Consider the following 14,379-nt stretch of genomic DNA (forward strand, 5'->3'; position numbering starts at 1 on the left):
ATGAAATTACAACAGTTAATTTGCATATTAAGCTTTTTATTAATAGGAGCTTGCAAAAATGCAAATCCACCTAAGCAAGACGCTTTCAATATAGAACTGTATCCTAAAAAGAAAGAATACCACATAGGAGAAACTTTACAGATAAAAGTTGTGAATCCTAAGTTTGAAGGTAAAATAGTAAAGATTAGCTATCAGTTTCATCACCAAGAGCTTGTTGTTACTAATGAGAACATAGTACTTGAAAACCTAATGTTAGGTAAACAGCCTTTGGAAGTAACTGTATATACTGATAAAGGAGAAGTTTATAAAGTACGAAAAGAAATTTTACTTTTGGCAGGGCAAGCTCCTAAACTGTATACTTATAAAATACTAAATGAATATCCTCACGACAAACAGGCTTATACTCAAGGTTTAGAATTTATAGGTGATACTTTAGTAGAAAGCACAGGACAATACCGAGAATCTTCCATACGCAAATGGAATCCTTTTACGGGCGAAATGTACAAAAATGTACCTTTACAAGCAATGTATTTTGGTGAAGGAACTACCGTTTTTAGAGATAAAATAATCCAACTCACTTGGAGAGAAAATATAGGATTCGTATATGATACTCAGCTAAAACTGTTAAAAACATTCTCTTACAATAAAAGCAAAGAAGGTTGGGGGCTCTGTCATAACGGTAGTGATAAACTTTACAAAAGTGATGGTTCAGAAAAGATTTGGATACTCAATCCTAACACTTTTGAAGAAGTAGACAGTTTACAACTATGTACTAATAAATCTATTTTTACCAATGCTAACGAATTAGAATTTGTAGACGGAAAAATATATGCTAATACTTATCTAAAAGATGGTATTATGATTATCAACCCCAATAATGGTGCTATAGAAGGCGTTGTAGATGTACGAGGATTAAAAGAAAAAGTAGAACAAACTCCTGATTTAGATGTTCTTAATGGTATTGCTTATCACGCTAGGCGTAATACTTTCTTCATCACGGGTAAGAATTGGAGTAAGATATTTGAGGTAATTTTTATAAACAAGAATTAAATAACGTGAGCTTGATGTTTGTATTTTTTTATTACTTTTGCTCTTATGATTCCAGAGAATATCTTACATACTCCCATCAACTACCTGCGTGGCGTGGGTAATCAGCGGGCTGAACTCCTGAAAACAGAGCTCAGTATCTATGAGTATCAAGATTTGCTAAACTTATTCCCTAACAGGTATATCGACCGTACCAAGTTTTACAAAATCAACGAATTGCAGAACAATAATGCCGAGGTGCAACTCGTAGGCAAGATAGTAAACCTACGCACAGTAGAGTCGGCTCACCAAAAAGGTACTCGTCTTGTTGCTACCTTTGTAGACGATACGGGTACTATGGAGCTCGTGTGGTTCAAAGGACTCAAATGGTTGCGTGAATCTCTAAAAATCAACGAACCTTATGTGATTTTTGGCAAACTGAATTTCTTTGGAGGCACTTTCTCTATGCCTCACCCCGAAATGGACTTGCTCAGCGAATTCAAGAAGGCAGGACACAGCAGTATTCAGCCCGTATATCCCTCTACCGAAAAATTAGCTAAACGCAACATTACCAATAGAGTGATGCGCCAATTAGTACAAACAGTTTTTGAAGAAATAGGCAATAGCTTTGCCGAGAATTTACCGGATAACATACTCGCTTCTATGAACCTCATCTCCAAGCAGGAGGCAATGCGCAATATCCACTTCCCTACAAATCAAACTTTGCTTACTAAAGCCTCTGTACGACTCAAATTTGAAGAGCTTTTCTACATACAAGTACAGTTGGTACGCAAGAATCTTCTGCACAAACAGAAGTTCCAAGGACAACCTTTCAAGAATGTAGGCGATGCTTTTATGAACTTCTATAACCATCATTTGCCTTTTCCGCTTACCGATGCCCAAAAACGAGTATTGAAAGAAATACGCGCCGATGTGGGCTCAAATGCCCAAATGAACCGCTTGTTGCAAGGCGATGTAGGCTCTGGTAAAACCATCGTAGCCCTAATGACGATGCTTTTAGCAGTAGATAATGGTTGTCAAGCCTGCTTGATGGCACCTACCGAAATTCTCGCCAATCAGCATTACCAAAACATTAGTGAACTACTAAAAGAAACAGGAGTAACTGTAGCACTGCTCACAGGTTCGTCTAAAACTAAAGAACGCAAAATGTTAGACGAACAATTACAGTCTGGAGAGCTTTCTATCCTCATAGGTACTCACGCTCTTTTGGAAAACAAAGTACAGTTCAGAAACTTAGGACTCGCCATTATCGATGAGCAACACCGATTTGGGGTAGAACAGCGCTCGAAGTTATGGCATAAAAACACTATTCCGCCTCATATCTTAGTAATGACCGCCACTCCCATCCCACGCACTTTAGCGATGAGTGTATATGGTGATTTAGATGTTTCGATAATAGATGAACTCCCCCCTGGGCGTAAGCCTATTAAAACTCTACATCAGTTTGAAAACCACCGTGCAGAGACTTATGAATTTATTAAAAAAGAGATAGATAAAGGACGACAAGCTTATGTAGTATATCCACTTATAGAAGAATCGGAAGCGTTAGATTTTAAGAACCTTACCGAAGGCTATGATTATATCACGGCAAGCTTCCCTTTGCCAAAATATAAGGTTTCTATGGTACACGGTAGACTCAAACCAGCTGAAAAAGATGCTGAAATGGAGCGCTTCCTACGTAATGAAACACAAATAATGGTGGCTACCACCGTGATAGAAGTGGGGGTAAATGTACCCAATGCCTCCGTAATGGTAATTGAGAGTGCCGAGCGTTTTGGACTCTCACAACTACACCAGCTACGCGGGCGTGTAGGGCGTGGCAGTGAACAGAGTTATTGTATATTACTCACAGGCAACAAAATGAGTAACGATACTCGTACGCGTATGGAAACGATGGTGCGTACTAACGACGGTTTTGAAATCGCTGAAGTAGACCTAAAATTGCGTGGACCTGGTGACCTAATGGGTACGCAACAAAGTGGAGTGCTCGCTCTAAAAATAGCCGACCTTGTAAAAGACCAAGATATACTAAGAGCAGCGCGCTTTCAGGCTATCGATCTACTGAAAGCCGACCCTAATTTAGAGTTGCCCCAAAACCAACGCATAGTCCACACGCTCTATCAGTTACAACGCTATAAGAACCTCTGGACATACATTTCATAAAGGAGCTGAAGAGGTGATGCTTACTACATTGTAATCTTTTTCTACTTTTTTTACCAAAAAATTTGGAGAGTTAAAAAAAGTAGTACCTTTGCACCCGAATTAAACGTAAGGGTTCTTAGCTCAGCTGGTTCAGAGCATCTGCCTTACAAGCAGAGGGTCACTGGTTCGAATCCAGTAGGACCCACTTAGGTTAAAATTAAAAAATTTTTATCATTGTAATTTTTGGGTTCTTAGCTCAGCTGGTTCAGAGCATCTGCCTTACAAGCAGAGGGTCACTGGTTCGAATCCAGTAGGACCCACCAAAACTCGGATTTTATTGTTGTTTTCATAATTAAAAAGGATTCTTAGCTCAGCTGGTTCAGAGCATCTGCCTTACAAGCAGAGGGTCACTGGTTCGAATCCAGTAGAGTCCACAAAAGCTACTCAATACTGAGTAGCTTTTTTTGTTAATCATTCATTTAAAAAACAAATGATTATCAAGCACTTATAATTTTATAAATTGTTAATTATTAATTAATAATTGTGTATTGATAATTATTTCTTACTTTTGCGATATTTTTAAACAGAAAAACAAAAATAATATGTTAGGATTACAAACTTCTGTAGACGTTGCGACTACTGCAACCGACACTGCTCCCGTCGCAGTACAAGAGAAAACCCTTTCTATAATGGAACTGATTCTAGATGGTGGTATGGGGAGTATCATTATTATTAGTATTTTATTTGTGATGCTCGCTGTAGCTCTTTTTCTCTATTTTGAACGCCTTTTTGCTATTAAGGCAGCTTCTAAGATGGATAAAACTTTTATGTATAAAATACGTGATTGTATCTCAGCTGGGCGCTTAGATGCTGCTAAAATGCTTTGTGTACAATCGAATACTCCTGTAGCACGCCTTATTGAAAAAGGGGTCTCTCGTATAGGTAAACCTCTTGAAGATATTAATAAAGCTATTGAAAATGCAGGCACTTTAGAGGTCTACAATCTTGAAAAGAACACAGCTATTCTTGCTACTATTGCAGGAGCAGGACCTATGATTGGTTTCTTAGGTACAGTTGTTGGTATGATTATGTCATTCCACGAAATGGCTTCAGCAGGCGGTCAGGCAGAGATGGGGTCGTTAGCAAGTGGTATCTATACCGCGATGGCAACTACCGTAGCAGGGCTTATAGTAGGGATTATTGCTTATGTAGGTTACAATCACTTAGTGGTAAAAACAGATAAGGTGGTACACCTAATGGAAGCCAATGCTGTTGAATTCTTAGACTTGTTAAACGAACCTCTATAGGTCTTAAAAAACTACTCTCATCTAATTATGAAATTAAAAGGTAGAAATAAGATAAGTCCTGAGTTCAGTATGTCGTCTATGACGGACATTGTGTTCCTGTTGTTAATATTCTTTATGATTACTGCCAACAGCCCCAATGCACTTGATTTGTTATTGCCTAAAGCTAAAGGTAAAAGCACTAATACACAAAACGTTTCAGTAAGCATTGATAAAGATTTAAACTATTTTCTTGACAAGAAACCTATTTCAGTAGATAATCTCGATACAGAGCTCAAATCAGCGCTCAATGGAGTAGAAAATCCTACTATCATTTTGCGTGTAGAAGAAAGTGTACCTATTGAAAATGCGGTAACGGTGATGGATGTGGCAAATCAAAACCAATTTAAAGTGATTTTGGCTGTCCGTCCAAAATAGAAAGGTATATGAATTTATTCGATACAGAACATAAACGTAAATCATTAGCACTCACTACGGCTGTGATGTGTTTAGTAACCTTCATACTGTTTTTTGCAGGAATGAAGTACTTAGACCCACCGCCCGAAAAAGGTATAGAGGTCATCTATGGGGTAGATTTGATAGGAATGGGCGATCGCACTCCTCCGCCAAGTGCTACTAAACAGGAAGAAACTAAAACGCCTCCTCAAACACAACCAGAACAGAGTACTTTGCAAGAAGTAAAGGAAAACCTTTTGGCTCAAGATAACAACGAAGAAGTTTCTGTACCCGAAGTACCTAAAAAGAAAGAAAAGAAGAAAGAAACACCTAAAAAAGACCCTCCAAAAGAGAGTCCTAAACCCGCTCCTAAGCCTTCACGGGAAACTTCAGATGCGTTATCAAATATATTGGGAGCTGCCAATGCAGGTGGTAGTGGTACCTCAGGACAAGGAGATGGCAACCAACCTGGTTATCAAGGACAGATAGATGGTAGCCAGTATGCTAATTCTTATTATGGCTCGGGAGGTGGTAATGGCACTGGCAAAGGTTGGGGACTGAAAGGTCGTACCATTGCTTCACAAGGTAAAGTACCTCAAAATTGCAATGAAGAAGGACGCGTGGTAGTACAAATAGAAGTAGACCGTAGTGGTAAAGTAGTAAAAGCTACTGCTGGTGTGAAAGGAACTACTAATTCTGCTCAGTGTTTGCTGGAAGCTGCTCGAAAAACAGCTGCTATGCACCGCTGGAACGCAGATGATAATGCCCCTGCACGTCAAGTAGGTTTTATTGTTATCAACTTTAAACTCGGAGAATAAGAAATCAATTAATAATTGGTAATTAATAAATAACAAGATGAGATAATGGTTATAGTATAACTGATTATCTCATTTTTGATTGCACAACAACTAAAATTATCTTTAACATTGAATTATCAAGAAACACTTTCGTGGATGTTCAACCGCTTACCAATGTTTCAAACACAAGGTAAAACCGCTTTGAACAACAAATTAGATAATATCCTCACCTTTACTTCGGTGTTAGGAAATCCTCAAACAAAATTCAAAAGTTTGCATATCGCAGGCACTAACGGAAAGGGTTCTTCCAGCAGTATGCTCGCATCTATCCTACAAGAAGCTGGATATAAAGTAGGATTGTACACCTCTCCACACCTCAAAGACTTCCGCGAACGTATCAAAATTAATGGGAAGGAAATACCTGAAGACTATGTGGTAAGTTTTATAGCTAAAAACAAACCCTTTTTGGAAGAATATCACCTCTCATTCTTTGAAATGACAGTAGGTTTGGCTTTTAGCTATTTTGAGAATGAAAAAGTAGATATCGCTGTGATAGAAGTAGGCTTAGGAGGGCGTTTTGACTCCACTAACATTATCACTCCCGAAGTTTCTCTTATTACTAATATCTCCAAAGACCATACTGATATTTTAGGCGATACTTTACCTAAAATAGCTTTTGAAAAAGCTGGTATTATCAAACAAAATATACCTGTAGTAATCAGTGAATATCAAGAGGAGACAGCTCCCGTCTTCACAGCAAAAGCTAAAGAAATGAATGCTCCTATTATTTTTGCCAATCACATAGAAACTTCTCTTAGAACCGACCTTCAAGGTGCTTATCAAGAGAAAAACATCAAAGGAGTAATAGCTGTTACCGAATTGCTTATCCACCAGGGTGGGATATTACTCCGGAGAATATTGCACAAGGACTTTTACACGTGATACATAATACAAACCTGAAAGGTCGTTGGCAAACCCTTGGCTCCTACCCTACTATCGTATGTGATACAGGACATAATGTGGGCGGACTTACTTATGTGATGGAACAACTCAAAAAGCAAATGTATACACATCTTCATATTGTAGTAGGTTTTGTAAAAGAAAAAGATGTAAATAGTGTTTTAGAGCTTTTCCCAAAAGAAGCTACCTATTATTTTTGCAGTCCTGCTATTGCAAGAGGACTTAATGTAGATACATTAAAGGAAATTGCGACTGCAAAAGGACTCCAAGGGGAGAGATATTCTTCAGTAGCAGAAGCCTTAAATGCTGCTAAAGCACAAGCACTTCCCACTGACTTTATCTTTGTTGGTGGAAGCACGTTTGTAGTTGCGGAAGTGGTGTAAAATAACAAAAAGTGAATGCTGAAAAACAAATGAAGGTTGTTTTAAAACCCTAATATCATTTTGGCGATAAAAAAGTAAATCAAGATACCTAAAACATCGTTGCTGGTAGTGATAAACGGACCCGTAGCAACCGCTGGGTCAATACCGCGCTTGTGGAGAAGTATCGGGATAAAAGTACCTATCACAGCAGCATTTACAATCACTGTAATGAGTGCTATGGCTACCGTAATACTTACCAAATACTCGGCTTGAAAAGCAAAGTGGCTTACTAATATCACTATTCCTGCAATAGTTCCTCCGTTGATGAGTCCTAATAGAAATTCTTTGAATAACCGCTTGATAAGTTCGCCGTCGATAGAATTATTTGCTAATCCTTGTACTATTATCGCCGATGATTGTACTCCCACATTTCCCGCAGTAGCTTGAATAAGCGGAATAAATATCAATAATATAGGGTAAATCATCATCGTATCCTGAAAACCATTGATAATACTCGCTGCACCTAATCCTCCGAACATTCCAATAAGTAACCAAGGCAAACGCGCTTTGGTAAGTTTCCATACACTATCGCTTGCCTCTACATCATTGGTGATACCTGCTGCTAACTGATAGTCTTTTTCAGCTTCTTCTTTTATCACGTCCACCACATCATCAATAGTGATGCGCCCCACAAGGCGTTTCATCTCATCAACTACGGGAATTGCCTCTAAGTCATACTTACTCATTATGTGAGCTACTTCTTCGGCAGTATCAGTAACGTATACATAGTCTACTTTTGGAATATAAATATCTTTCACTTCTGAGCGTGTGGAAGTAGTAAGCAAGTCTTTAAGTGAAAGTCGTCCTTTAAGCACATCATTATCATCTACTACATAAATAGAATGCACACGAGTAACGTGAGCCGCCTGTTCGCGCATTTCTTTTACGCATTTTAGCACATTCCAATTCTCATTTACCTTTACAAGTTCCTTCGCCATTAGTCCTCCCGCAGTATCTTCGCCATAACGAAGTAATTCTACGATGTCTTTGGCGTGTTCTACGTCCGAGATATGCGAAATAACCTCTGTTTTTCTATCTTCGGGCAATTCAGAGATGATATCCACCGCATCATCGGTGTCTAACTCGATGATTTCATCGGCAATTTCTTTTGCAGAAAGGTTTTTTAAGATATTCTCACGGTAATCATCGTCTAATTCTGTGAGTACATCTGATGTTTTCTCAGCATCAATTAAACGAATGATGTATACCCCCTCTTCAATATCCAATTCGTGAATGATTTCGGCTATATCGGCATAGTGTAAATCATTTAAGAGGGTTGTAAGTTCTTTATTTTGTTTTTCCTCAATGAGTTGATGGATTTTCTCAATGAGTTCATCTGTTATTTTAAAAGTTGTCATAGTTTCAAGACGTCAAATCGTTAGCTATCAAACTTGATTACTGATTTTTTTAGTAATAAAAACAAACTCTTGCCAAGGCAATTGTTCAGGACGTTTATCAAATATAGGGTCTTGTTTTAAATTCTCATCTGTAAGTAGTGGTTTTAGGCTGTTGCGAAGGGTTTTTCGCCGTTGATTGAAAGCCGTTTTCACTACGGTAAAGAATAATCCTTCATCACAATCTAAATGGAAGTCAGCTTTGCGTACTAATCGTATTACACCACTCTTTACTTTTGGCGGAGGATTAAAAACACTCTCCGAAACTGTGAATAAATAGCTCGTTTCATAAAAAGCCTGTACTAAAACTGACAAAATTCCATACGTTTTACTGCCTTCGTGCTCGCATATACGTTCGGCAACCTCTTTCTGAAACATTCCGCTAAACTCAGGAACGTATTCTCGCAGTTCAAGTAGTTTAAAAACGATTTGAGTAGATATATTATAAGGAAAATTACCTATAATGGCAAATGGTTCGGCTAAATAACCCGCTACATCATATTTCAAAAAGTCATCAGCAATAATTTTTCCTCTTAATGCAGGATAATTTACCTCCAAATAAGCTACCGATTCCCTATCAATTTCTACTATGTGCACATCAACGTCTTTTTTGAGCAAAAACTGAGTGAGTACACCCATTCCAGCTCCTATTTCTACTACTTTTTTATAGTTTTTTAGCGATAATGTATCAGCTATTTTCTGTGCAATGTTTAAATCTTTTAAGAAATGTTGCCCTAAATGCTTTTTTGCTTTTACTAATTCCATTTATATACCTTTCAGCGAGGCTTTTAATTGTTCTTTTGCAGAAGTATCGACTTTATTTCCCCATAATGGTCAGTTCCTACCAAAAACACTTTCTTTCTGTCCTTAGACAATATCCTGATTGCCTTATTATGTTTTGTATTATAAAGGATACCTGTCGAAGTATACCGTATTCCAATGCCATAATACCAAGGAATATCAACGAGTTGAATAGTAAAGACGTCCATTTCTTGAAAATTCATTCGTCTACTCAAAAAACCGATACCAAATGAAGCTACAATACCATAATCATCTATTACAGTAGTGAGTTTATAGAATACAGCTACTAAAATAGCCACTAATAATAGAATTATTGCCCAACCTCCTTTGCTTTGATAGCCCGAAAGAGCTATAATTCCTATAAAAAGGGCTAAAATGGACAGTAATATATAAGAAAATTGTGTTTCTTTAAATTCTATAGCTGTTTTCATAATATTATTCTTTTGTGCAATTTAAAAATACACAGAAGCCACACCTTAAAAATTAAAAAAAATCTACAAACAAAAAAAAAAACAAATTCTTAACTTAGGTGGCGGGTAGGCTTCTGTGCTAAAATATTTATATTATTGCGTTACAACTAACTCTTTACGAGTTTACCAATGCTTTCAAGTAGTTGCGGACGGTCAGAAAGAGCTATCTTGGCTACTTCGTAAAATTCCTTCACCCATTTATTCATTGCCTCGAAGGCTTTGTTCTTATCCTGAGTGGCTTGCTGGTCAATACCGCGCAATTTCACGTATTGCGCACGGAGTTCTTCCACTTTCATAATGGCTGAAAGCTGTTCATCGGCGACGGCTTCGGTAAGTTTGAACCTGTCGAGCGCTGCTCGCTGGGTAGTAGTGGCTTTAATGCCCTCGTAAAGCTTTTTCGTGGTGGCTAAACCTTCCAGATAATCGCGGGACATCGTTCCTTTTAATCCAAATGATGCCAGTGCTTCAGGAGATGCTTTTAACGCTACTTTTGCGACCTTGCGATGTTCTTTATATTTGTCGCTCATCGCTTTATAAGCCTTCTCAAACAAGGCTCTTTTCTCTACCGTTTGGCTTGTTTTTGCCAAATTATCGTTATAAGTGGCTTGTGCTTTGTCATAAAGTGCTTTACCTACTTTCATAGCCTCTTCATTGTATTGATATTCCTCTAACTGAGCTTTCAATTCGGCTATTTCACTGTAATTGGTAAATAACAAACGTCTGTTTTCAAGTGTTTTTAATTCTGTGCTCTTTTCCTTCATAATATTACATATTTTAAAAGGTCTATAAATTAGTTGAAAAATGTTAAATCATTATGATTTACATTCATTTTTATACCGCAAAAATCCTGCCAAATAACACTGTACAAATTATTGTTTTTGTTTGTAGAAAAGCATTCTTTGTAAACTTCTCATATCAATTTAAAATAAGACGATAAGTTGTTACACTACTTTCGTTTATAGTTACAGTGGGTTATTTTGGCATTACAATACGCTTTTTACTTATTACTTAGTTTTGTTATCTTATTACTTTGTTATCTTTTAAATTTGCTTTCTTTTATTTTACAGTTACAACACTTTCTTTTGGTGTTACAAATGGGTAAAATGCTCTATCAGTTTCTTACTTTCCGGAGTAACAAGATAGCTAAGGTGAGGAAAATAAGATTAGGCAATAGGACAGCCATCAATGGGGATAAACCTCCTGAGGTTTGAGCAAGGGTTCCAAACACACGGTCGAAGAACACAAAGCTAAACCCTACGACTACTCCCACCATTAGGTTGATTCCCATTCCTCCGCGCTTTTTCACCGATGAAACAGCCACTCCGATAAGCGTAAGGATAAAGGCAGTACTTATAGCACCCCAACGGCGGTATTTTACCAATAGATACATATTTAAATTGGGTGAACCTTTCATCTTTTCGCGTTCAATGAACTTGTTTAGCTCAAACAAGTTCTTATTTTCCGCTGTATATTCCATCGGCATTAGGTCATCAGGCTTAAAATTGAATATCGTGTCTAACTGGTCGCGTTTCACTATCACATCGTCGCCCTCCCCTATCTTTCTTTTGGAGTAATTGGTAAGTCGATAGGTTTTCGTGCTATCTATCCACTGAATCGTTTCGGCATTTATCTTTTCCGTCATCTTAATACCATCAAAATGTTCTACTGAAAAGTTATACCCGCGTTTGTCTTGGTAGTTAAAAGAGCTTACATAAAGGTAATCGTTGTCAGAAAACTGATTGTAGAGGTCTGAAACGCTTTCCACCTTCGAAGAACGTATATACTTATTCCAAAAATCATTATACACAGTGCTGGCAGCGGGTACAATAAACATTCCCATAAAAAACACTATCACCGAAATGATACTCGCACCCACGATATACGGACGTAGAAAGCGCATATACGATACACCTGAGCTCTGGATAGCGATTATCTCGGTATTATTGGCTAACTTTGATGTAAACCAGATGATAGAGAGGAATAGCAAGATGGGAAACAATATATTGGCGAAATAAACGATAAAACTGAGGTAATACCACAGTATTTCGTTCATCGGAGCGCCCTTTTGTATCATCTTATCTACTTTTTCAGATAAATCTACGATAATTCCGATAGGAATAAAGAGAATTATCATCATAAAGAAGGTAAGAAGATAGCGTTTTAAGATGTACCAGTCGAGTATTTTCATTTTTTTGTTTTTTAAACCTCCCCCTATCCCCCTCCAAAGGGGGAATTAGCGACGCAAAAGCGTTTTTATCAGAAGTATATTAATTAATTTAATTTGTTTAAAGACGATTTGACATATCAGTAACCATTTTTGTCTTCCACATAAGGAAAGTACCCGCTACAATTTGTCGGCGAGCTTCCCTCACAAGCCATAAATAGAAACCAAGATTGTGAATTGAAGCGATTTGTTTTCCCAAAAACTCGTTAGCAGCGAATAAATGACGTAAATAGGCTTTCGTGTAATAGGTATCTACGTAAGTATGACCGTCAGGGTCTATGGGCGAGAAATCATCTTCCCATTTTTTGTTTTTAATATTGATAATTCCTTTTGCAGTAAAGAGCATTCCGTTGCGAGCATTGCGCGTGGGCATTACACAATCCATCATATCCACTCCCAAAGCAATATTTTCCAATATATTAACGGGTGTACCCACTCCCATAAGATATCGGGGCTTGTTTTTGGGGAGAATATCGCATACAAGTTCGGTTATTTCATACATTTGTTCTACGGGTTCGCCTACTGATAGCCCCCCGATAGCGTTTCCGTCGGCATTTTTACTTGCAATATATTCGGCAGACTGTGTACGAAGGTCTTTATAGACTGACCCTTGTACTATCGGGAATAAACTTTGATGATAACCGTATTTAGAAGGTACTTTTTCGAGGTGAGCAATGCATCTATCGAGCCACCTATGTGTAAGGTGCATTGAACGTTTTGCATAACCGTATTCACAAGGATAAGGCGTGCATTCATCAAAAGCCATCATAATATCAGCACCTATACTGCGCTCTATTTCCATTACTTTTTCGGGTGAAAAAACGTGAAAAGAGCCATCGATATGGCTTTTGAACTTTACACCTTCTTCTTTTATCTTTCGGTTGGCAGCCAATGAATATACTTGATAACCACCGCTATCGGTAAGTATGTTTCTATCCCAATTAATAAACTTATGTAAGCCTCCTGCTTTTTCCAAAATGGGTGTTTGAGGTCGTAAATAGAGATGATAGGTGTTCCCCAAGATGATATCGGCATTAATATCGTCTTTCAGTTCGCGTTGGTGTACTCCTTTCACGCTTCCCACCGTTCCCACAGGCATAAAAATGGGGGTTTCAATCACGCCGTGGCTGGTAGTAATCTTCCCAGCACGTGCTTTAGTATGTTCGTCTGTTTTTAGTATTTCAAAATCCATAGTTGAAACATTTTCGGGCGCAAAGGTAGGGAAGAATTAGCAAATTAGCAAATTAGAAAAGTTAGCAAATAGGCTAATATCTCTTTCAGAATAACTGAGTAAAGGCGTAAATAGCCAAACCTACTAATCCGCCTACCAAAGTGCCATTGATACGGATAAATTGGAGGTCTTTACCTACTTCCAATTCAAGTTTTTCGCTCAATTCTCGTCCCTCCCAGTTCTCTACCGTATGACTGATGAGTTTCCCCACTTCCTCTTTGTTTTTTAGCACAAACTGATAGGCAGTTTTCTGTACCCAAGCGTCTATTTGGTGTTGCAGCTGGGCATTTTGGCGGAGTTCATCGGTGAGGCGCTCCGTAGCAGTGTGCAATAGCTTTGCAAGATGTTGTTCCCACTCAGGAGTATTGAGTTTTTCAGCAAATTCATATAATTGCGCTGTAATTTCAGCCCTGATAGGGTGTGTTTCATCTTCCGATGCTTTTACAACTAACTGATAGAGCCCATTACTTACCTTCCGAGTAATTGTATCTTTAATAAACGATGGAACAAGAGGAGGAAATTGGCTGTCAATTTCGTGTTGCACCAGCTCTTGATGTTCGGCGAGGTAAGTAGCTACCTTTTCAAAAGCTCTTCGAAGGAATTTCTGATGTTTATTCTCGTCTAAAAAAGTGGTGAGTACTTCGCTCGCTTTTGTATTGAGAGGTATTTTTCTTACAAAAGTTTCTATCTGGTGAGGAGTACTTTCTTTCGAGAGCCACTCAACTATAAATGATGATACTTTAATATCGGTAATGTAAGGACGTATCTGTTTAGGTTTAAGGAAGTTCTCCACCACGAAATCACCTAAATTCTCCCCGATGTCATTCTTTCTTTCCTCAATGAGGTTGGTATGTGGAATGTTTAATCCTAATGGTTTGTGAAAGAGTGCTGTTACTGCAAACCAATCGGCAAGCGCTCCTACCATAGCGGCTTCGGAAAAAGCCTTTATATAACCTATAAAAGTGAGTTCGGGAGCTTTTTTATGCCATACCACCATTGCCATATAAATGATAAACATCAAAACAAAGAGCCCCGTAGCTATATTCTTGTGGTGTTGTAGTTTTTGGCGCTTGGAACTATTCATAAATTATCAGTTTTTCAGGTGCAAAGGTACGAAGAAAAGTGAGAAAAATAAAAAAGTTGAGTATATAA

Annotated in this window: 12 protein-coding genes, 3 tRNA genes and 1 pseudogene; 9 read left to right on the forward strand and 7 right to left on the reverse strand. The window is 38.0% G+C overall.

All coding sequences use genetic code 11. The features are described from left to right. From HW279_RS09415 to HW279_RS09455, 9 genes and pseudogenes are all read left to right on the forward strand, one after another. Nucleotides 1–1,050 (forward strand): glutaminyl-peptide cyclotransferase, encoded by a 1,050-nt coding sequence (locus tag HW279_RS09415; protein ID WP_178958782.1) that lies wholly within the window; start codon nt 1–3, stop codon nt 1,048–1,050. 45 nt (nt 1,051–1,095) lie between these two features. Then, nucleotides 1,096–3,210, forward strand: coding sequence for an ATP-dependent DNA helicase RecG (gene recG, locus HW279_RS09420; RefSeq protein WP_178958783.1), 2,115 nt, complete (start codon nt 1,096–1,098; stop codon nt 3,208–3,210). Between the two features lie 109 nt (nt 3,211–3,319). After that, nucleotides 3,320–3,394, forward strand: a tRNA-Val gene (locus HW279_RS09425). A 40-nt stretch (nt 3,395–3,434) separates the two neighbouring features. Then, nucleotides 3,435–3,512, forward strand: a tRNA-Val gene (locus tag HW279_RS09430). Nucleotides 3,513–3,548: 36 nt separating this feature from the next. Next, nucleotides 3,549–3,623, forward strand: a tRNA-Val gene (locus HW279_RS09435). Between the two features lie 168 nt (nt 3,624–3,791). Next, a complete protein-coding gene (locus HW279_RS09440; RefSeq protein WP_002672085.1) occupies nt 3,792–4,496 on the forward strand; it encodes a MotA/TolQ/ExbB proton channel family protein in 705 nt (234 codons plus the stop codon). Between the two features lie 27 nt (nt 4,497–4,523). Continuing rightward, complete coding sequence (locus HW279_RS09445; RefSeq protein WP_015782974.1) at nt 4,524–4,910, forward strand: ExbD/TolR family protein; 387 nt, start codon at nt 4,524–4,526, stop codon at nt 4,908–4,910. A gap of 8 nt (nt 4,911–4,918) precedes the next feature. Further along, complete coding sequence (locus HW279_RS09450) at nt 4,919–5,746, forward strand: energy transducer TonB (protein WP_178958784.1); 828 nt, start codon at nt 4,919–4,921, stop codon at nt 5,744–5,746. 108 nt (nt 5,747–5,854) lie between these two features. Continuing rightward, a pseudogene (locus HW279_RS09455) lies at nt 5,855–7,068 on the forward strand (bifunctional folylpolyglutamate synthase/dihydrofolate synthase). A 41-nt stretch (nt 7,069–7,109) separates the two neighbouring features. Here HW279_RS09455 and mgtE read toward each other — a convergent pair. The 7 genes from mgtE to HW279_RS09490 form a co-directional block, all read right to left on the reverse strand. Beyond that, nucleotides 7,110–8,465, reverse strand: a complete 1,356-nt coding sequence (gene mgtE, locus HW279_RS09460) for a magnesium transporter (protein ID WP_178958785.1) — start codon at nt 8,463–8,465, stop codon at nt 7,110–7,112. 27 nt (nt 8,466–8,492) lie between these two features. Continuing rightward, a complete protein-coding gene (rsmA, locus tag HW279_RS09465; protein WP_178958786.1) occupies nt 8,493–9,266 on the reverse strand; it encodes a 16S rRNA (adenine(1518)-N(6)/adenine(1519)-N(6))-dimethyltransferase RsmA in 774 nt (257 codons plus the stop codon). A 23-nt stretch (nt 9,267–9,289) separates the two neighbouring features. Beyond that, nucleotides 9,290–9,733: a hypothetical protein gene (locus HW279_RS09470; protein WP_178958787.1), complete on the reverse strand. Its 444-nt coding sequence runs from the start codon at nt 9,731–9,733 to the stop codon at nt 9,290–9,292. Between the two features lie 146 nt (nt 9,734–9,879). Continuing rightward, nucleotides 9,880–10,533, reverse strand: a complete 654-nt coding sequence (locus tag HW279_RS09475; RefSeq protein WP_178958788.1) for a hypothetical protein — start codon at nt 10,531–10,533, stop codon at nt 9,880–9,882. 350 nt (nt 10,534–10,883) lie between these two features. Then, nucleotides 10,884–11,960, reverse strand: coding sequence for an LptF/LptG family permease (locus HW279_RS09480; protein ID WP_048747472.1), 1,077 nt, complete (start codon nt 11,958–11,960; stop codon nt 10,884–10,886). Between the two features lie 97 nt (nt 11,961–12,057). After that, entirely contained in the window at nt 12,058–13,188 is a 1,131-nt protein-coding gene (tgt, locus tag HW279_RS09485; protein WP_178958789.1) for a tRNA guanosine(34) transglycosylase Tgt, read from the reverse strand. 85 nt (nt 13,189–13,273) lie between these two features. After that, the gene (locus HW279_RS09490; protein ID WP_178958790.1) at nt 13,274–14,311 is read right to left on the reverse strand and encodes a DUF445 domain-containing protein; all 1,038 of its coding nucleotides are present in this window, start codon (nt 14,309–14,311) and stop codon (nt 13,274–13,276) included. Between the last annotated feature and the right edge of the window lie 68 nt (nt 14,312–14,379).

The sequence above is a fragment of the Capnocytophaga sp. oral taxon 903 genome (genome assembly GCF_013394785.1).
Lineage (GTDB): Bacteria > Bacteroidota > Bacteroidia > Flavobacteriales > Flavobacteriaceae > Capnocytophaga > Capnocytophaga ochracea.

Coding starts and splice junctions, on each gene's coding strand:
- HW279_RS09415 (WP_178958782.1), top strand. CDS start 1: ATGAAATTACAACAGTTAATTTGCATATTAAGCTTTTTATTAATAGGA.
- recG (WP_178958783.1), top strand. CDS start 1,096: ATGATTCCAGAGAATATCTTACATACTCCCATCAACTACCTGCGTGGC.
- HW279_RS09440 (WP_002672085.1), top strand. CDS start 3,792: ATGTTAGGATTACAAACTTCTGTAGACGTTGCGACTACTGCAACCGAC.
- HW279_RS09445 (WP_015782974.1), top strand. CDS start 4,524: ATGAAATTAAAAGGTAGAAATAAGATAAGTCCTGAGTTCAGTATGTCG.
- HW279_RS09450 (WP_178958784.1), top strand. CDS start 4,919: ATGAATTTATTCGATACAGAACATAAACGTAAATCATTAGCACTCACT.
- mgtE (WP_178958785.1), bottom strand. CDS start 8,465: ATGACAACTTTTAAAATAACAGATGAACTCATTGAGAAAATCCATCAA.
- rsmA (WP_178958786.1), bottom strand. CDS start 9,266: ATGGAATTAGTAAAAGCAAAAAAGCATTTAGGGCAACATTTCTTAAAA.
- HW279_RS09470 (WP_178958787.1), bottom strand. CDS start 9,733: ATGAAAACAGCTATAGAATTTAAAGAAACACAATTTTCTTATATATTA.
- HW279_RS09475 (WP_178958788.1), bottom strand. CDS start 10,533: ATGAAGGAAAAGAGCACAGAATTAAAAACACTTGAAAACAGACGTTTG.
- HW279_RS09480 (WP_048747472.1), bottom strand. CDS start 11,960: ATGAAAATACTCGACTGGTACATCTTAAAACGCTATCTTCTTACCTTC.
- tgt (WP_178958789.1), bottom strand. CDS start 13,188: ATGGATTTTGAAATACTAAAAACAGACGAACATACTAAAGCACGTGCT.
- HW279_RS09490 (WP_178958790.1), bottom strand. CDS start 14,311: ATGAATAGTTCCAAGCGCCAAAAACTACAACACCACAAGAATATAGCT.